We start from the raw sequence: 18,048 nt of genomic DNA, 5'->3' as shown, positions 1-18,048 counted from the left end.
ATGTAACAGCGGTGTAAAAAAATTATCACAGCATGAACGAAACGAGGTTGATCCACGTCTGTTTATATGGAGCCCAATTGAAAAGGGGAAATGGAGAAAGGATGTGACGGAATGATACGTCAGAACCGGTGTAAGATTATTACTCTCATGATCAGCATGCTTTTGGTGTGCGTACTTTGCTTTGCCGCAGGAGCGGAAGAAGCGGGGATCAAGATTGACGAGCAGAATTTCCCGGACGCTGCCTTCCGGAATGCATTACTGAAATTTGATGCCAATAATGACCGGGAACTCAGCAAGAGCGAAATATACGGCATTACAGAACTGAGCCTGATGTCCAGGAACATTGAAAGCCTGCAGGGCATTGAGTACCTGACTGAACTGAAGGAACTCTCGTGCGGCAGCAACAAACTGAAGACACTGGACGTGAGCAAGAACACAAAGCTGACGAATCTTTACTGCGGGGAAAACCAGCTGACGGAACTGGACGTGAGCAATAACCCTGAACTGGTAGAGCTGAACTTCGTCTGGAACGACGTCGGGACGATTGACACCAGCAACAATTCAAAACTGAAAGAGCTGGCAGTGTCCGGCAACCCGGTGGGCAAACTGGATCTGAGCAACATGCCGGATCTGGAGGAGCTTTTCTGCCCCTGGAGCGGGATCACGGAACTGGACGTGAGCTACAATCCAAAGCTGTACTACATCAGCGCCATCGGCAACGCACTGACGGAGCTGGATCTGAGTCACAACCCCAAGGTGCGGGTCCTGATGGTTGAGGACAACAGGCTGGAGACGCTGGATATCAGCAACTGTCCTGACCTGATCAGCCTGGTGGAGGAAAAAGAAGCCAGCAAGGATTCTACGTATGGCGAACCGGGATCAGTGGTATGGACCGTTGGTGATAACAAATGGGGTTCCGGTACACTGTGTATTAACGGCAATGTGAAACTGTACACGGGCGTCGGCGAATATGCCGAAGCAAAGGTGCCGGAAGTCAAAGCTGCGGCTGTAGATGCCGGGAAGGATACTGCAGTGGAATATGCCAATGCATATCCGGAACTCACCAGTGATGTTGAAAAGGAACTTCTGTTTGACTTCCTCTGCAAATGGTCGCAGGGAGACACAAATGAGCTTCCGGAATGCTTTGTTCCCGAACAGAGAACAAGCAGCGCAGCTGTGAAAGCAATGGTGAATGACCTGCTGGAACTGGGAAAACCGGTGAGCTTCCAGATTAACAACGTAGTTGCCGGCGGCAGCGGTTATTACAGGGCATACCAGTGCACACTGGAAATGGCCCATGAAGATGGAGAACCGGCACGGTGCGTGCAGGTGGAAATCAATGTGAATACCGGCGCGACAAGGGGCGTTGACGCAGCGGGCATAAAGACCGTGGAACCTGCGGAATTCAACCCGAAACAGAAGGTCTACTCTCTGGCAACGGAAGATGTGGTCCGGGATAAGTTGGCGGCGCAGCTGCGGGAAGAAAGCGCAGAAGGAGAACTGATTCCGGTCGGCGAGAGCGTCGAGAAGAACGGCGTACGCATTGAGATGATCTCCGGCCTTGTAAGGGGTACAGACGCCTGGATTTACTATACCGTGGAGGACCTGGAAGGTAAGTACGATGACTGCAGTCTCGATGTAAGCCTGAGAAGTAATATCGGTGACCTGGAATGGTATGCACCCAAAACGCTGTATCACGACCTCAAGGCACACAAGTACTACAATCTGGTGCATGTCCACTACGAGGATATGGTCAATACCAATGAACGGGAGATTATCCTGACATTGGATGGCTTATATTTCCTCCAGACCGGATGGGCAGATCTTTCAGGATTGGCTGCGGAGTGCAACGGAGAAGCGAAGAACATAACAACGGCCCCGTCGGACGTGTATCACAGCGATTACCAGCATGAAGGCAGAGACCTGACAGAGGAAGAAAAGAAGATCCTGGACTGCAGTGAACCTATGAATCTCCAGGTGGCGCCTGGTATTACTGTTAATGGTATCGGCTGGATTGACGGAAAACTGCATGTGCAGCTCAAAATGGATTCGAATGATTATCGCTATGCTTATCTCCTGATGGACGGACAAGAATATTATTTCGCTGACAGGAACCTTTCCTACAGCCCGCTGCGCTGGTATACAGGCAGCACGTCATACGAGGAGTATGTGTTGAATTACAAACCTGAAGAGGCGGAACAGCTGAAGTTGTCGGTTCAGGCAACATACACCAAGGAAGGGAAATATGGTTTCTGGGATATAAAGTTCCCGCTGAGCACGATCTGTCCTGACGTGAAGGTGAAGACAGAAGAGAAGACAGAGGAGAAGACTGAAGCGCCGGAAACCGCAGCGGAAAATACCATCTCTGCAGGGGCGGAGGAAATTCAATACATCAGCTCCTATCCGGAGACCCTGCACGACTACAAGAAATATACCATCTGGGAATTCTTCTGCAGATGGGCGCAGGGCGATACGGACGAACTGCCGTACTCTTTCATACATGACCAGAGAGTCGGCGGGGAAGAGACACAGCGGAAGATTGATGAGCTGTTGAAATGGAAGCCCCTGAGCTACAGGATTGATGACGTAAAAGTTGCGAATGGAGAAGAGACATATTACTGCACGGTTGAGATGGAGCCGGACGCAAGCAAAGATTCGCGGTATGAACGGGTAGTCATCAACATGATCAAGGACACCGAATGGTACTACGGTATTGACCTTGACGGCATTCAGTTCCTGGGAGCCCCGGAAAGCCTGCCGACCGATAATGTGATCTCCCTGTCCGGGGAAGCAATCATCAGGGATCAGCTGGACTACTTCTACCAAGGCGTCCGGGAAAAACTGCAGCCCATCGGTGAGACCCATGACTGCAAGGGTATCCGGATGGAAGTGATCTCCGGATATGCAGAAGGCAAAGATACCTGGTATCTGTACTCCCTGCAGGATCTGGATGGAAAAATGGAAGGCTTCAGTCCGGATACCTGGGATCTGGAGGACGATATCGGAGCCATGGAATCGTACCAGCACAGCAAGCTGTACTGTGACGAAGCTGAGCATAAGTGCTATTACCTGCTCCACCTGACCCATGAGTCCGAAATCGCCAGCGATGAAAAAACCGTGAAGCTGACGATGAGGAGTATTCACTTCGACAGCAACGGCTGGGCTGATCTGATTCCGCTCCTGAAGGAACACATGGAACCTGTGGAAGGTGTACATCCCACAAAACAGCTTTGGGACAGAGACTGGGAAAATCCGGACAAGGTACTGAATCCGGAAGACTACAAGGTTCTGGATTATACAAAACCGCTGGACATTGAAATGATCCCCGGAGTCTATGTGACCGGCATCGGCTGGATTGATAACCAGCTGCATATACAGATCAGGATGGCGGACGGCCTGGATGGATATTCTGAGTGGATTGACAGCATTCTGTACGGAAGATCCGGTTATGACAGACAGATTCCCTATACGCCTCTGAGCTGGTCCGTTGGCAATCTGTATTACGAAGAGTATATGTACAGCTATACGCCGGAGGACATCGATGGATTGAGTCTGATCCTGAGTGTGAACATCTCCAAAGACAGGATAGACGGTCCCTGGGTTGTCAGGTTCCCGCTGAGTACCATCTTCCCGGAAGTGAAGGAAAAGACGGAAGAGTCGGGAACGTCCTGGCAGGACTTCGGCGAAGTGAAGGAGCCGGAAGCTACCGAACAGGTAACGGATGAAGTCGTTGAACTGGAGAATTCACCGTATTATGTACCGTTTGACGAAACAGCGCCTGCGGAAGAGAAACAGACGTTCAAACTCGAATTGAAGGACGGCGCATTTGTGCTGACTCAGGGCGATATTTCCTACCGCCTGAACGATGACGGAACGGCCACTATCACGAAAATCGGGAAGGAATTCGGTGACCCCATCGAGATTCCGGAAACCGTCACCGTGACGTTTGACGTGAACGGCGTGGACTATGAGGCGTTCCTGGAGTACGTTAACAAGAAGTAAAGCAGGCAGGATGAAATGTTGACTGCGTCAACATGATATATCTGACTGCGTCAGATGTGAAATATTCGGACCATGTCCGAATATGAAATATCGGCCTATGGCCGATGTGATGAATGGTTAAACCAGAAGAAGCTCATGCAGCAGCAAGCTGTATGAGCTTCTTCTGCATCACGAGGAATAAGAAGGGACGGATTAACGTCATATAGGCAGATGTGTTGAGAAAAGGCGCGGGGTACGGTATAATGCGGATTTGAGTGAGGAATTGGAAGAAAAAGTCAGACGTTCTGTTTACAGGGAAAGCGAGGTGCAGCCGGATGAGAAAAGGTCTGCGTGGAATCGCGTTTATGATGGCTCTGATACTGGTCCTGTGCTGCACAGTGAGCGCACTGGGAGAAGGACAAAAATACCAGATTGAAGAGAATACCGGGGACAATCAGAAAAATTATCCCTATAAGGTGGTAACGGAATCCGCAGTGCTGTACCTGGGCAAAGAAGATATCGAACTGCTGGGCGAGGAAGCTTTCTACGACGGAATGTACAAACTGCTGGAGAATATGGATCGAGACTTCGCCGATGCTCGGGAAGTGATGAAGGGTTTCCTGAAGGATGAGGTCGCACCGATTTCGATCTATACGGACTTTATCGGCCGGGCGGAAGAGGCACAGTTCTACTCTGGATATTACTATGGCCCGGAAAAAGGAATCAGGCTGTTTCATAACTGGGAACAGGCTGCAGAAGTCTTACTGCATGAGTATACGCATTATCTCACTTATGGCTGCGCGACGGTTGAAGTGACAGCAGGTGCTTGGGGTGAATGCATAGCCGAGTATGTTTCGAAGATCACCTGCCGGAATTACACGGCAAGAGCCTGGCATTACGGACTGATGGAAGAAGAAAAAACTGTCTTTGCAGCTAATGGATGGGTTGACGAGGAAGGATATCCGGACTATAGGGTGTATTATCACGGTGTGGCCTGGATGTTTGGACAGCCATTCGCCATTGATACGCGTTACCTGGCTGTATGTGACAATATGATGACCATGACCAAAGAGCAGCAGGAGCACCCGATGCTTAACTCCATTTCAGATCTGGAGGGTGGTTGCTTTATTGAATTTCTGCTAGAACACTATGGGAAAGACCTGGTGTTTACCCATCTGAACATTGACGGTAAGGGAATCCGGGAAACATACGGAAAGAGTTTTGAGGAGCTGTTTACGGAGTGGAAGCAGGAAAACGAGAAGCAGTGTGAAGAATGGGGTATAACAGCATTGGCGAATGGGAAATGATACCCGGAAACAGGAATAAAAAGTCAGACGTTCTGCTTACAAGGAAAGCGAGGTACAGCCGGATGAGAAAAGGTCTGCGTGGAATCGCGTTTATGATGGCTCTGGCGCTGGCCCTGTGCTGCACAGTGAGCGCACTGGGAGAAGGGCAGAAATACCAGATTGAAGAGAATACCGGGGATAATCAGAAGAATTATCCCTATAAGGTGGTAACAGAATCCGCGGTGCTGTACCTGGGTAAGGCAGACATCGAGCTGCTGGGCGAGGAAGCTTTCTATGAAGGGATGTATAAACTGCTGGAGAACATGGAGCAGGACTTCGCCGACGCCAGGGAAGTGATGAAAGGTTTCCTGAAAGGTGATGTGGCGCCGATTCCGATCTATACGACTTTTGCCGGGAAAAGCGAAACCGTGACTGACGGTGCGGGTGCTGAGTATTTCGGCAAGGAGAAACGTATCATCAGGCTGTATACGGGATGGGATGCGGCAGAACGCGGTCTGCTGCATGAGTATGCCCATTACCTTACATACAGCTGCGCAACATTTGAAATCCCAACAACAGCCTGGGGAGAATGTATCGCGGAATATATATCCGAGATAGCTTGCCGGAACAACATGGCAAGGTCAGACAATTACGGGATGGCTGAAGAAATAAAAGAAATATTTGCAGGCAACGGATGGGTTGATGAGGAAGGATATCCGGATTTCAGGGTATATTATCACGGCTGGGCCTGGCTGATGGAACAGCCATTCAATATAGGCGAACACTACATGGCAGTTTGCAACAGCGTGATGACCATGACAGAGACCCAGCAGGAGCATCCGATGATAAACTCCATCACTTATAAAGAGGCAGGATGCTTTACTGATTTTCTTGTGGAACGATTCGGGAAAGACCTGGTATTTACTCATCTGAATGTTGACGGTAAAGGGTTTCAGGAAGCATACGGAAAGAGCTTTGAGGAGCTGTTTACGGAGTGGAAGCAGGAAAACACAAAGCTGTGTGAAGAATGGGGTATAGTATCATTGATGAATGGGAACTGAGACAATGATGCCATAATCGCTGATACAGGAGGACTGAAGACAATGCGCAATGCATAATGCCCAATGAAATAAAAATGAAGAGAGGTATATGCATGAACTATTTTGTGGAAGGTTTACAGGGGAGCGGAAAGAGCACGCTGGCCCGCATGATTGCAGAAAAGAAACCGGAGTATGTTTTAAAGCAGGAAGGGGATTATTCCCCGGTGGAACTGGCCTGGTGCGCGTATCTGAACGAGGATCAGTATCAGGAAATCCTGAAGAAGTATCCGGAAATGCGGAAGGAAATAGAGGAAAAAACATATGACGAAGGAGAAAAGAAGATTGTCTGCTACACGAAGATCCGGACCGACAACCACGGGTTCTACCAGGATCTGGAGCAGTATGAGATCTACAATAACCGAGTAAGCTGGGAAGAATTCCAGGACATTGTGCTGAGCCGGTACCGGAACTGGAACCAGGATGGGATGATCTTTGAATGCTCCCTGTTTCAGAATACGGTGGAGGATATGACCCTGTTCCGGAACGCTTCAGATGAAGAGATCATCGCGTTCTACAGGAAGGTCCGGGAAGCGCTGGAAGGAAAGGAGTACCGCATCGTGATCCTGAAGGCGGAAGATGTACGGGGAAACCTGGCGGTGATCCGGAAGGAGCGCTCCGATGAGCAGGGAAACGAACTGTGGTTCCCGCTGATGATGCAGTATTTCAATGAATGTCCCTACGCAAAGGCCAGGGGACTGGAAGGCGAGGAAGCACTGATCCGGCACTTTATTCACCGGCAGGAACTGGAACTGAGACTGTGCGAGGAAGTGTTCCCGGATAAGTACAGCGTCCTGACATCGAAGAAATACACTGAGGAAGAGATCGACGCGCTAGTCAGGAGTTAGGAAGTAGGAGGTAGGAGGTTGCTGCCTGGCGACAGCCGGGCAGAGAGGCAAGCAATGCAAGCAATAAAATGTGAAGTATGCGGGAGCACAGATCTGATCAAGAAGGACGGCGTCTTTGTATGCCGATACTGCGGGATGCAGTACAGCCTTCCGGAAGTGCAGAAGATGCTGGGCACCGTAAAGATTGACAAATCGGAAGAACGGAATAACTACTTTATCCTGGCCAGGCGTTTCTTTGCCGGGACCAACTATGCGGACGCCCTGAAGTACTACGATCTGGCGCTCCGGGAGGATCCGCAGAACTGGGAAGCGATCTACCTGTATGCTGTCACATCCGTGGCAACGCAGGATTGCAACTATCTGTACAGGAACCTGGAAAGCATCATCAACATGTCCAAGGTATACCTGAGGCAGATTGCGACGGATACCCCGGAAGAAAACCAGATGGTGGATGTGAACCTGTTCATTGACGCGCATGCGCTGTTTATCCGCAAGGGAACAGAGCTGATGGCGGAATACATCCGAAACAGCGGGGCAGACATGCGAAAACCGGAGAATTATTACTATGCCTTCGGTTACAGCGCAATTGACGTTTACGGTACGCTGCGGGAACTGTTCAGCTGCTTCCCGGAATGCATTGAGCGGTATGAGGAGTTCCTGCTGGAAATGATCACCGCCAGGCCGGAATGCTTTGAAAGGAAAGCCAGGAAGGAAATCCTGAAGCAGTTGTCTAAAAAGATAAAGAAGAGAAAACGGGTCAAAGTGAAAAGTTGAATCAGTGATGAGTGAACAGTGAAGATTTGCCAGCCTGTGAACAGGCTGGCGAAAGGAGGAGACACACATGTCTATGCCGTTTGAACCGGAAGAGATTGATGATCTGGATGAAATCCTGCTGGACGAAATGGATCAGGAGGAACTGGCGGACTTCAAGGAGCAGCTTCTGGAAACACTGGACCAGATGATGACCCTGGAACCGGATCCCGATATGGAAGAGGAAGAGTATTACGAGTGGGAAGACCGGGTCAATATCCTGCATGATATGATTGACGCGATTGACGCGAAGATCAACTAAGAATTAGTAATTGTACAGGAGTGAAAATGCCGCCATGTGCCGTAAGAAGAAAAACAGCGATCGCGAAGAAACCGTATTTGGAAAAGGGTCCAGGATTTTTATCGGCCTTCTGTCGGCTGCTTTGGTTTGTTTGCTGATCGAAATAATCTATGCAGCGATTAAAATGCACGAAATCAATGGAAGGTTGGGCAGTAAAGAATCCTTTCTTGAGATCCTGATGAGAGCCCTGGGGTTTGCTTTCCCTGTAAAGACGCTGGCGATCGGCCTGGTATTCGGCGTTGTCTGGTATGTTTATAGCAAAAGAAGGAAAGATATAAACGACGCGATGGAAGCCGCGGAAGAAGAAAAAGCGGCGGAGGAAACCGCTCCGGAGCAGGAAGAGTTTATCGAGCCTGTACAATACAAACAACAGTGACGAGGTTCCTGAAAGGACCGGTTCGCAGAGGCGGATCGGTCCTTTAAAGTGCCTGGAAAGCGTAAGACTTCCGGACAAGGAACCGCCCCCCCCTGTCCGGAATAATATCGTCAGAAATACTGTATACACAAATTGATATAATTGTTTAGTAAACAAGAGAAGAGTATAATTTACCCATGGAAAACCTATTCTTTTCTGTCAATATAAAGGAGGAAGACAGTATGAAGAAATGGATTGCTCTTCTTCTGAGTCTGGTGATGGTCATGAGCGTCATGAACATTGCCGCGGCCCAGGAACCGCTGACTGCCACAGTGGCAGGTTTCGGCGGAGACGTAACAGTGACCGTTGAGGTGGACGGCGAAGGCAAAATTGTCTCCATCGCTGCGGACGGATCTACACAGACGCCTGATGTGGGCGGCAAAGCAGCCAATGACCTGAATGAGGGTGCGCTGGCTGGACTGGCCGGCACAGAACTGGCTGAACTGGACGCTACTGGAATCGAAGGAATCACCGGTGCAACCGTGACTTCTGAAGCAATCAAGACCGCTCTGGAGATGATCAAGGCAGAAGCTACCGGAGCGGAAGCGACTCCCGTGCAGGACGGCACCTACACCGTGACTGTACCCGCTTATTCCGTGACCGAGCAGATGACGCTGAACATCACCTTCGAAGGCGGAAAGCTGACCAAGATTGAGACCGTGACTGCGGGCAACACCCCCGTGATCTTTGCCACGGTTGAAGAGAACCTGTATCCCCGGCTGATCGAAAACCAGAGCCTGGAAACCGACGTGATCACCGGCGCGACCGTTGCTTCCGGTGCTGTGAAGCAGGCGGTTGAAAAGGCGATCGAAATGGCGGGTGGAAGCGTTGCCGACTGGCATGCCCCCGTGGAGAAGTCTGACGCTGTTGTCGAGCTGAACGACTATGACGTGATCGTGGTCGGTCTCGGCGGCGCCGGCATGACTGCTTACCTGTCCGCTGCAGAGAGCGGCGCGACCGTGTTCGGTATTGAAAAGGCTGCCAAGATCGGCGGCAACTCCACCAACACCGCCGGCCCCATGGCCATCAACCCGCCGTCCCGCGTGGAAGCCAACGGCGGCCAGATCGTTCCTCCGGAAGAACTGCTGGCTGACTGGGCTGAATACACCACCATTGACGGACAGCAGGACGCCAAGCTGGACGTGGTTGAGATGTTCATCAACAACTCCGGCGAAACCCTGGATTGGATGGAGAAGTATTCCTTCCAGTTCGGTGATGAGATGAAAGCCTTCTTCCATCCTGCCGGATGGAAGGTCTGGACTTCCTACGCTGGCAAAGACGGCAAGACCAAGGATGACGCTTATGTGGAAGCCATGGAAGCTGCCAAGGCCATGAACGAAAAGAACGACTACAAGCTGGAGCTGACCGCGACCGAGCTGCTTGTGGAAGACGGCAAGGTGGCCGGCGTGAAGGCAGTTGCCTGGGACGGCACCACCTACCTGGTACATGGCAAGAGCGTGATCCTGGCTACCGGTGGTTTCATCGGCGATGAGGAACTGTCCAACGAATACATCCACGGTGTGTGGAGAACCGAAGCCATGACCCAGTGTGACGGCGCTGGCATCAAGATGGCCCAGAACGCTGTGAACGCGAACCTGTACAACCTGGACGTTGTGCCGGTATCCCACATCGCGCAGGTTTACAACATCGTCCGCAATGATGACCTGACCGCTGACCAGAAGGCCATTCTGACTTCCCTGGCGCTGGACAAGGCTTATCCCGTGGTGGGCGAGGACGGCGTAAAGGTGAATGACAAGATCGGCATGTTCTTCGCGTTTGACGTATGGGCAGCCGGCCCCACCTACTACGTGATCTACTCCGAGAACGAGATGAACGGCTTCAAGGAGAATGGCCTGGCCGCCGCGAACACACCCATGTTCCTGGCCCAGGGCGGCACTGTGGAAGCCGGTGTGCCGGTTGCTGACCTGGATCAGATCCTGAGCGTCGGCGAAGCTTACGGCGACGTGTTCAAGGCTGATTCCCTGGCAGCCCTGGCTGAACAGCTGGGACTGGAGAACCTGACCGAGAATGTGGAAGACCAGGGCGGCGCCTACTATGCCATCAAGGGCGCTTCCTACGTATACTCCACCTGCGGCGGCGTGGAAGTTGACGCCAACCTGAACGTTGTGGACGTGGACGGCAATCCCGTGCCCGGCCTCTACGCTGTTGGTAATGATTCCCTGGGCGTGCTGCTTGCTTCCGAAAAGGCCTATGTGACCTACGGCGGTGCTGCTGCCGGCTGGGCACTGACCAGCGGACGGCTTGCCGGTGCTTACGCCACTGCGTATGCCAAGGGAGAGTAAGGCTGCTGTGCAGCAATGGAATACTGATCTTCGATCAATGTGAAATGCCCGGTTGAAGCCGAGCGTGAGAACAACCCAAAAACCATGAATAAAAGATTGCCTGTCGGATTTCCGGCAGGCAATTTTATCAAGGGATTCCTCCACGCAGCCGCAAGCGGCTTTGGTCGGAATGACAACGTGTATATGCGCAAGACGGAAAAAGTCCGGTTCCCCAAAGGAACCGGACTTTGAAAAAACAGATTAATGGACTTCTTCAGAATAGGTGGTGGTAACCAACTTAGTCGCGCCGCAACCCTTGCTGCAAACATAGCGCTGTGTCAACTCATACGTATATTTCGTATGAGTATGCGGGTTAGCCATCTTGATGCATCCATGGGGTTTGGCAACAGTCGTAGTGCTAATGACTCTCCGAGTGGTGGACACATCGTACCAGCTGTGGTTGCAGGCCGCGAAGGCGACTGCTGCGATGGACAGGATCATGATGGCAACGAGGACCAAGGCGATGGACTTCTTCATTGTGTCTTCCTCCTTTTTTATTTATTTTGATTGAATAAAGTCCCTAGGTTAATGAGAATAGGGGCAGTACTCTGTATTGGGATCATAGTATTCATGGGTCCAGCTGTCCCCGCAGGAACATTCATATCTTTCAGTCCTGCGTCCACCGACATAATGATCATGCGCATAGGGGCAGTTATGGCACCCGGCTACATGATGCGGGTTGGAGTAGTAGGAACTGAAGGTCTTTGTGACCAGCGTGTACGAATGTTCATGCACTGCGGCAAGACAGAAGCCTGCAACAGCCGCAAGAAGAACGATAATAAGGACTACAGTGATAGCTTTTTTCATGTGATTAACCTTTCTTGTCAGTCGTCCTGTTTCATGCAGTCCGGAACCTTCGGCTGATAGAAATAGTATGTGCAGGCACGGGCCGCGGAAACGCGTCCGAGCACCAGCGCAAACACGGAGGCCGCACCGGCCAGGTATACCAGGATAGCAGTCAGTTTCTTCTTCATTTGGGATCTCCTCCTTTTTTTATTGCACGGAACCTGCATTCCGCGACATACGGATTAAGAGTTGGACGTCTCTGCTTTTGAGAACTTGATTTTGCCCACAATCAGGGATGCAGAAACAGCCGCGATGGCACTGCTGACAGAGAAAGCCCACTGGGGACTGATATCTTGCAGCAGCAGGAACAGGACAACCATGCAAAGGAACAGAACGAGCAGACGGCTGTCTTCTTTCAGCTGTCCTTTCTGACGCCTGCCGAGGGGCTTGTTCTCCGTTCCTACGGGTGCAAGCAGGAAAACCGTAATCCCGGCGAATACGGCGAACACAGCAGCCACGGCGGACAGCACACTTGCAGGGATCAACGCAGCTATGAGCCTGTATAAAAGAAAAGTGCCGACTGTACCCGCAAAGCAGGCCAGGTGGCTGTCCGCATGATAGCCGCCGGCAGTGTTTTTCAGCAGGGCGAAAACAAGCATGAAACAAACCGTCTGCGCCAGGAAACCGGTCACCAGGCCGATGAGGGCGACGGCAGCAATATTCAGCGTCGTGGCAAGCAGGACCTCATAGCAATAGTCATACTTCTCCCGGTCCGGTTCATTGATAATCCCGTTTGAGATACAAAAGGATGATATCCTTTTTGCCTGAGACGCTAACATTTTTCATCACCTGCAAAAAGAGATATCATCTTGGCGTTTTTAATTCAATTATTTATGCAAAAGTGGTCGCTTAATCTGCAATTATGGTACGGTCATGCATCCTGAAGAATCAGATAAGCGGTGAAGTCATGATCGGTGGAACGGAAGGTACAGTTTCCCTGGTATTTGGCGGCTATTTCGTTCACACTGCTCAGGCCGAAACCGTGCAGTTCCTTCTGTGCTTTGGTGGTGTGGATTGTCTTGCCATCAAGCTTGACGGTTTCCACAGCCGCGTTTGTGATGGTGATGCTGAGCCACATTTCCTGCTGTGTTATGGTCAGGGAGACGAAACGTTTGTCGGGATCCACCTTTTCGTTGGCTTCAATTGCGTTATCCAGCAGATTGCCGAGGAGAACACACAGATCCAGCGGATCAAAGGAGGTTCCGGGGGAAATGTGTACTGACTGCTCATATCGGATGCCGTGGAGTTCCATCTGCTGCTTCTTGGAAAAGATAAGAGAGTCCACCGCATCGATGCCGGTAACGGTCATAGGGGAGGCGGCAAAGATTTTGCCGGAAATGCTTTCCATGATTTCCCGGGTTTTATCCGAGTCTGTTTTCATGGCTTCAGACAGGGCGAACATTTGATTTTTCAGATCATGCATGGTTTTATTGCTGATCTTCTGCCGCTCCGCCAGCTCCCGGTAAAAGGCAATCTGTCCTTCAGTCTGCTTCTGCATGAGCTGCATACGGTTTTTTTCCTTTTCCTCCCGCTGCTGGTATTCCAGGAGGAAGAACAGGCCGATATTGGAAAACGCCAGCAGGATCATGGCACAGGAAGCCATCAACGCCCGGGGAGAAGGCCCTTCCAGAAGATTGAACTCGCCCAGAATATAGATCAGCATAAAGGAGGCTACCGGCAGCATGAGCAGGGGAACCATGAGGTAGCCGGAAATCCGTTCACCGAAGGACGGTACGATGAACTGGATGACCTTGATAATGGAGATCAGCACCATTTTGGAGATCAGTACTCCAGCTGCATTGAACAGGATGAGCTTCTGCCCGGCTTCAACAGAGATGCCGGTTGCAACGGAAAGCATTCCTCCGACCATTGCCTCAGAGAACATGGACAAGATAAAAAGGATCGGAACGAAGATAAACCGTTTGACTTTCGTCATCTCAAACATGAGAGAGAAGGCAATGAATGTGATAACAGCGCCAGCCATGTTTATCAGAGAGTTGCGGAATATGAAATATATGGCTATACGGAACAGCGTGAAAATGATGAACATAGAAATCATACCCCGGCCAGACTTCAGCTTGTCACCGGAGATAGAGCGGAAGTAGGAAATGGCGACCATTTCTTCCATACAGTTTCCGATCAGATCAACAGCATAAAACATCCAGTTCATATCAGTTTCCCCGCCATATACAGATTGAAATCGCTCATCAGGTTGGTATAATGCCGCCGGCTGACCGGCACTTCAGCTCCATTATCCAGTTTCACTGATGATTTGGTGATGCTGACAACCCGGCTCATATTGACGATGAATCCCTGGTGGCACTGGGCAAACCCAAAGGGCCTGAGCTTGGCATATTCCTCCTGGAGCTTGCCGACACATTCATAATCCTCATCCGAGGTATGGACAAAAATATGACGGTGGTAGGCTTCCAGGTAAAGAATGCTGCGGTATTCCAGCATGTTGCTGGTGTTGCGCCATTTGATCAGATAACGACGACGGCGGTTTTTCCACACACGGAGCGCACGCTCAAAATCCTTCCGGAAATCCTCTTCCTGGACAGGCTTGAGGAGGAATTGGAAAGCGTCCTGGCGGAACGCGTCTGAGACATAGCTGACATGGCTGGTGACAAAGATGACAATCATATCCCGCTGCAGCTTCCGGAGACGCTTGCCGGTTTCAATACCTGTAAGGCCGTCCATCTCAATATCCAGGAAGACAATATCCCAGGATTTGCCTTCCTCACAGGAGGCAAGAAGGTCTTCACCGCGGCTGAACTCCGCAATATCCAGATTGTTGGAAGCAATGTAGGGAGATAAGAGCTCTTTCAGTTTTTCCCGGTATTCGGGAAGATCATCACAAACGGCAATATTCATAGAGTATTCACACCCCTGTCCGTATGTTCTACTTCGTCCGAAGACCGCAGGTCTCTGCAACAAGTATATCATATTTTACAAAAATCATAAACGTCCGTACTGATTTTATCTTGTATACTTTACAAACAGAACAGACCAGAATCAGCTGCGAATGTTGAATTACAGGCGCATAACGATTGACGGGGATAACAGGAAGCTAAAAAGATAATCAACAGGAGAAAAACGCGTTGTGGTATAATCTTATGTAGAGAACAAACTGACCCGGGAAGAGGGAGAAGGAGGAGAGACAGATGATCAAAGTTGCTTTTTATGACGCTAAGGCATATGACAGGCCTTCTTTTGAGTATTACGGCGGGCAGCAGGATATACAATTCCGGTTCCTGGAGACAAAGCTGAATGAGGATACTGTGGATCTGGCCAGAGGCTGCGACGCAGTTTGCGTTTTTGTGAATGACACAGTGAACGCCGCAGTGATTGACAAGCTGTATGAGTATGGCGTGAAGATCATCGCACTCCGGTCGGCAGGATATAACAATGTGGATATCCGGCACGCCTTTGGGAAAACCCATGTGGTGCATGTGCCTGCGTATTCCCCTTATGCTGTGGCAGAGCACGCCATCGCACTGCTGCTGACCTCGGTTCGCCGCATCCATAAGGCCTATAACCGGACAAGGGAATTCAACTTCTCCCTGAACGGGCTGACCGGATTTGACTTTCATGGAAAAACGGTGGGCGTAGTAGGAACCGGAAAGATCGGGCGGATCTTCATCGATATCTGCCGGGGCTTCGGCATGAAGGTGATTGCCTATGACCTGTTTCCGGCTAAAGACAGCGGGATTGACTACGTAGCGCTGGATGAACTGCTGGAGCAGAGCGACATCATTTCCCTGCATTGCCCGCTGACAGATGAAACACGGCATATGATCAACGCAGCGGCGATTGAAAAGATGAAGAAGGGTGTGGTGCTGGTCAACACGTCCCGCGGCGGCCTGATCGACGCGGAAGCGCTGCTGGAGGGTATCAAGGCAAGGAAGATCGGCGCTGCATGCCTGGACGTCTATGAAGAAGAAGCGGACGTATTCTTTGAAGACCGATCCGGGCACATCATGGACGATGAGTTGCTGTCTCGTCTGATTTCCATGCCGAATGTGATTGTGACCTCACACCAGGCATTTCTGACGGAGGAAGCGCTGAACAATATTGCAGAGACCACCGTGAACAATATCCTGTCCTGTTTCCGGAATGACGGAGTATGCGATAATGAGCTGTGCTACCGGTGCGGCAGTATTGAACAGTGCCGGAAGGAACGGAAACAAAAGTGCTTCTGATTTGAAGGAAAAAGCAGAGCAAGACAAAGGGAATCGCCCCTTTGTCTTGCTTTTTGTTAATTGCGCAGATTATTGAACCAGTTATGCAGGTTTGGTTGTAATGAGGAAGCCTGGCGCGTAATGTATCTGTAAAATCATCTGCATAAAGGAGCCAGAGACATGAAAGAGAAAAAGATTATCCTTTTCGCGGTCATTGCGGTTATCATTGCGACGCTGTTGTATGTTGTTTACGCTTATACCGAGCATGACCATGAGCATGATCATAATCATAATCATGAATCTGGCAAGATCAATATTGAACAGACCATTACCGATGAAGAACATGAATATGTGACGGAATGCTCGTTTACATATGAACTGCCCCATGGGGGAGACCATGAGATTGATATCATCGTTACTGAAAAGACAAAGATTATTGTGGAAAGCATGGAGTGCGACAACCCGTGCATGATGACCCTGTCCAAGGACGGGAATAATATCTGGACTGAGCAGATGGTGGAAGGAAAGGAAATGGGCCCGGGAATCGGAGAGGGCGAGTATAAGCTGCTGATGGAGTACAGTGAGGGCAACGGCAAGGGAAAAGTTGTGATCGATGACGGAGAAGAACATGAAGAAGAGCATGATCACGAACATGAACATGATGATGATCATGTTCATGAATGAAATATTGCCTGCGGCAATGTGAAATAAATCGGCAGTGCCGATTTGTGAAATGTTGCTTTGCAACATGAAATATTAGATCATAGATCGAATGTGACAGATACTTGTGTGCGCTGGATTGAGAGCCGGCGCACATTTTTATTGGGAGGGGGTATTGACAACTATATCGGGAGACGATATAATCAGGCTACGATATATCGAAAACCGATACAATGGATGGAGGTGACAGAAGTGCCAGACTATCCGGCATTGACAGAGCAGACATATTATATACTGCTGTCTTTGTGCAAACCCAGACACGGCTACGGCATCATGCAGCAGGCAGAAGAATTGTCCGGCGGACGGGTGCGGCTGGCGGCGGGAACGCTGTATGGCGCACTGACAACCCTGTGCGATAAAGGATGGATTACCTTACTGCCGGCAGATGATGGAAGCAGAAGGAAGGATTACGCCCTGACTGAAAAGGGAAAGGGAATTCTGGTTCACGAAGTGAAGCGCCTGAAGGAACTTGTGCGGAACGGGGAGACAATACTGGGGGAGGAATTATAAGATGGAAACGATGAAGATCCGTAAATGGTTCTTTGTTTGGGACTATGACAAAATGGAAGCCTGGCTGAACGGCATGGCTATGGAAGGCTGGGCGCTGGATGAAGTAGGAATCTGTGAATTCCGGTTTGTTCGTTCTGAACCCGGAGAATACGGCGTTAGGGTACAGATGGGCGTATGTGATGAGAATTACGAAAGGCTGCTGAAGGAAGACGGTGTTGAATGTGTGGGACGCCTGGGCCCATGGGGATTCTACCGAAAGAAAACAGAAGACGGTCCCTTTGAACTGTACTCTGATATAGATTCCAGAATAGATCATATCAATAAGATAGCCAGGGTGCTTACTGTGATAGGGGCGCTCAACATATTCATAGGCTTGGTCAATGTGCGTAACGGGTTTTCCTGGGTCAATCTTCTGTGCGCAACGTTTCTGATGTACTGCCTGGGACGTATACACGGTAAAAGGGAAGCGCTGGAAAAAGAAAGACTGCTGCACGAATAAGGTTGCTGGGCAACCTCAATGAAATATTGCCTGCGGCAATGTGAAATAAATCGGCAGTGCCGATTCGTGAAATGTTGCTTTGCAACATGAAATATTCGATCATAGATCGAATGTGACAGATACAAGGGAAACGGTTTAGCCATTCCCTTGTTTTGTTTTTTTACTGGCGCGTGTGACTTCTTTTCTTTACGGATGTGTCTGATTTTGATATG

18 protein-coding genes are annotated in these 18,048 nt (G+C 50.3%); 12 read left to right on the top strand and 6 right to left on the bottom strand.

Annotated elements, in window-relative coordinates:
• Positions 1-147 precede the first annotated feature (147 nt).
• The 8 genes from JRC49_01735 to JRC49_01700 all read left to right on the top strand — a co-directional run bounded on the left by JRC49_01735 (position 148) and on the right by JRC49_01700 (position 11,041).
• Positions 148-4,002: a hypothetical protein gene (locus tag JRC49_01735; GenBank protein QTE71574.1), complete on the top strand. Its 3,855-nt coding sequence runs from the start codon at positions 148-150 to the stop codon at positions 4,000-4,002.
• Positions 4,003-4,316: 314 nt separating this feature from the next.
• The gene (locus tag JRC49_01730) at positions 4,317-5,288 is read left to right on the top strand and encodes a hypothetical protein (GenBank protein QTE71573.1); all 972 of its coding nucleotides are present in this window, start codon (positions 4,317-4,319) and stop codon (positions 5,286-5,288) included.
• A gap of 62 nt (positions 5,289-5,350) precedes the next feature.
• Complete coding sequence (locus JRC49_01725) at positions 5,351-6,328, top strand: hypothetical protein (protein QTE71572.1); 978 nt, start codon at positions 5,351-5,353, stop codon at positions 6,326-6,328.
• 92 nt (positions 6,329-6,420) lie between these two features.
• Entirely contained in the window at positions 6,421-7,212 is a 792-nt protein-coding gene (locus JRC49_01720) for a hypothetical protein (protein QTE71571.1), read from the top strand.
• 54 nt (positions 7,213-7,266) lie between these two features.
• Positions 7,267-7,986 carry a TFIIB-type zinc finger domain-containing protein gene (locus JRC49_01715; protein ID QTE71570.1) on the top strand — a complete coding sequence of 240 codons (720 nt, stop codon included), beginning with the start codon at positions 7,267-7,269 and terminating at the stop codon, positions 7,984-7,986.
• Between the two features lie 67 nt (positions 7,987-8,053).
• A complete protein-coding gene (locus JRC49_01710) occupies positions 8,054-8,284 on the top strand; it encodes a hypothetical protein (GenBank protein ID QTE71569.1) in 231 nt (76 codons plus the stop codon).
• Positions 8,285-8,414: 130 nt separating this feature from the next.
• Complete coding sequence (locus JRC49_01705; protein QTE71568.1) at positions 8,415-8,699, top strand: hypothetical protein; 285 nt, start codon at positions 8,415-8,417, stop codon at positions 8,697-8,699.
• 221 nt (positions 8,700-8,920) lie between these two features.
• A complete protein-coding gene (locus JRC49_01700; GenBank protein ID QTE71567.1) occupies positions 8,921-11,041 on the top strand; it encodes an FAD-binding protein in 2,121 nt (706 codons plus the stop codon).
• A 240-nt stretch (positions 11,042-11,281) separates the two neighbouring features.
• Here JRC49_01700 and JRC49_01695 read toward each other — a convergent pair whose 3' ends face one another.
• The 6 genes from JRC49_01695 to JRC49_01670 all read right to left on the bottom strand — a co-directional run bounded on the left by JRC49_01695 (position 11,282) and on the right by JRC49_01670 (position 14,800).
• Positions 11,282-11,557: a hypothetical protein gene (locus JRC49_01695; GenBank protein ID QTE71566.1), complete on the bottom strand. Its 276-nt coding sequence runs from the start codon at positions 11,555-11,557 to the stop codon at positions 11,282-11,284.
• Positions 11,558-11,605: 48 nt separating this feature from the next.
• Complete coding sequence (locus tag JRC49_01690) at positions 11,606-11,887, bottom strand: hypothetical protein (protein ID QTE71565.1); 282 nt, start codon at positions 11,885-11,887, stop codon at positions 11,606-11,608.
• Between the two features lie 17 nt (positions 11,888-11,904).
• Positions 11,905-12,054: a cyclic lactone autoinducer peptide gene (locus JRC49_01685; protein ID QTE71564.1), complete on the bottom strand. Its 150-nt coding sequence runs from the start codon at positions 12,052-12,054 to the stop codon at positions 11,905-11,907.
• A gap of 54 nt (positions 12,055-12,108) precedes the next feature.
• Positions 12,109-12,705 (bottom strand): accessory gene regulator B family protein, encoded by a 597-nt coding sequence (locus JRC49_01680; protein ID QTE71563.1) that lies wholly within the window; start codon positions 12,703-12,705, stop codon positions 12,109-12,111.
• Between the two features lie 92 nt (positions 12,706-12,797).
• On the bottom strand, positions 12,798-14,096 hold the full coding sequence (locus JRC49_01675) for a GHKL domain-containing protein (GenBank protein QTE71562.1): 1,299 nt from the start codon (positions 14,094-14,096) through the stop codon (positions 12,798-12,800).
• A complete protein-coding gene (locus tag JRC49_01670; protein QTE71561.1) occupies positions 14,093-14,800 on the bottom strand; it encodes a response regulator transcription factor in 708 nt (235 codons plus the stop codon). The genes JRC49_01675 and JRC49_01670 overlap by 4 nt, the downstream gene beginning before the upstream one ends.
• A 293-nt stretch (positions 14,801-15,093) precedes the next feature.
• On the opposite strand from JRC49_01670, the gene JRC49_01665 reads away from it, so the two are divergent.
• From JRC49_01665 to JRC49_01650, 4 genes are all read left to right on the top strand, one after another.
• A complete protein-coding gene (locus JRC49_01665) occupies positions 15,094-16,128 on the top strand; it encodes a 2-hydroxyacid dehydrogenase (GenBank protein ID QTE72766.1) in 1,035 nt (344 codons plus the stop codon).
• 159 nt (positions 16,129-16,287) lie between these two features.
• The gene (locus tag JRC49_01660; protein QTE71560.1) at positions 16,288-16,791 is read left to right on the top strand and encodes a hypothetical protein; all 504 of its coding nucleotides are present in this window, start codon (positions 16,288-16,290) and stop codon (positions 16,789-16,791) included.
• 213 nt (positions 16,792-17,004) lie between these two features.
• The gene (locus JRC49_01655; protein QTE71559.1) at positions 17,005-17,337 is read left to right on the top strand and encodes a helix-turn-helix transcriptional regulator; all 333 of its coding nucleotides are present in this window, start codon (positions 17,005-17,007) and stop codon (positions 17,335-17,337) included.
• Position 17,338: 1 nt separating this feature from the next.
• Positions 17,339-17,836 carry a DUF2812 domain-containing protein gene (locus tag JRC49_01650; protein QTE71558.1) on the top strand — a complete coding sequence of 166 codons (498 nt, stop codon included), beginning with the start codon at positions 17,339-17,341 and terminating at the stop codon, positions 17,834-17,836.
• Positions 17,837-18,048 lie beyond the last annotated feature (212 nt).

This window comes from Clostridiales bacterium FE2011 (assembly GCA_017569305.1).
Classification (GTDB): domain Bacteria; phylum Bacillota; class Clostridia; order Christensenellales; family Aristaeellaceae; genus Aristaeella.
This window is presented reverse-complemented; position numbering and strand designations above follow the sequence as displayed.

What these genes read in the sequence shown, in the direction of transcription:
- JRC49_01655 (QTE71559.1), top strand. Translation starts at nt 17,005, where the DNA reads ATGGAGGTGACAGAAGTGCCAGACTATCCGGCATTGACAGAGCAGACA.
- JRC49_01730 (QTE71573.1), top strand. Translation starts at nt 4,317, where the DNA reads ATGAGAAAAGGTCTGCGTGGAATCGCGTTTATGATGGCTCTGATACTG.
- JRC49_01650 (QTE71558.1), top strand. Translation starts at nt 17,339, where the DNA reads ATGGAAACGATGAAGATCCGTAAATGGTTCTTTGTTTGGGACTATGAC.
- JRC49_01715 (QTE71570.1), top strand. Translation starts at nt 7,267, where the DNA reads ATGCAAGCAATAAAATGTGAAGTATGCGGGAGCACAGATCTGATCAAG.
- JRC49_01690 (QTE71565.1), bottom strand. Translation starts at nt 11,887, where the DNA reads ATGAAAAAAGCTATCACTGTAGTCCTTATTATCGTTCTTCTTGCGGCT.
- JRC49_01735 (QTE71574.1), top strand. Translation starts at nt 148, where the DNA reads ATGATCAGCATGCTTTTGGTGTGCGTACTTTGCTTTGCCGCAGGAGCG.
- JRC49_01695 (QTE71566.1), bottom strand. Translation starts at nt 11,557, where the DNA reads ATGAAGAAGTCCATCGCCTTGGTCCTCGTTGCCATCATGATCCTGTCC.
- JRC49_01680 (QTE71563.1), bottom strand. Translation starts at nt 12,705, where the DNA reads ATGTTAGCGTCTCAGGCAAAAAGGATATCATCCTTTTGTATCTCAAAC.
- JRC49_01675 (QTE71562.1), bottom strand. Translation starts at nt 14,096, where the DNA reads ATGAACTGGATGTTTTATGCTGTTGATCTGATCGGAAACTGTATGGAA.
- JRC49_01725 (QTE71572.1), top strand. Translation starts at nt 5,351, where the DNA reads ATGAGAAAAGGTCTGCGTGGAATCGCGTTTATGATGGCTCTGGCGCTG.
- JRC49_01700 (QTE71567.1), top strand. Translation starts at nt 8,921, where the DNA reads ATGAAGAAATGGATTGCTCTTCTTCTGAGTCTGGTGATGGTCATGAGC.
- JRC49_01660 (QTE71560.1), top strand. Translation starts at nt 16,288, where the DNA reads ATGAAAGAGAAAAAGATTATCCTTTTCGCGGTCATTGCGGTTATCATT.
- JRC49_01710 (QTE71569.1), top strand. Translation starts at nt 8,054, where the DNA reads ATGTCTATGCCGTTTGAACCGGAAGAGATTGATGATCTGGATGAAATC.
- JRC49_01685 (QTE71564.1), bottom strand. Translation starts at nt 12,054, where the DNA reads ATGAAGAAGAAACTGACTGCTATCCTGGTATACCTGGCCGGTGCGGCC.
- JRC49_01670 (QTE71561.1), bottom strand. Translation starts at nt 14,800, where the DNA reads ATGAATATTGCCGTTTGTGATGATCTTCCCGAATACCGGGAAAAACTG.
- JRC49_01720 (QTE71571.1), top strand. Translation starts at nt 6,421, where the DNA reads ATGAACTATTTTGTGGAAGGTTTACAGGGGAGCGGAAAGAGCACGCTG.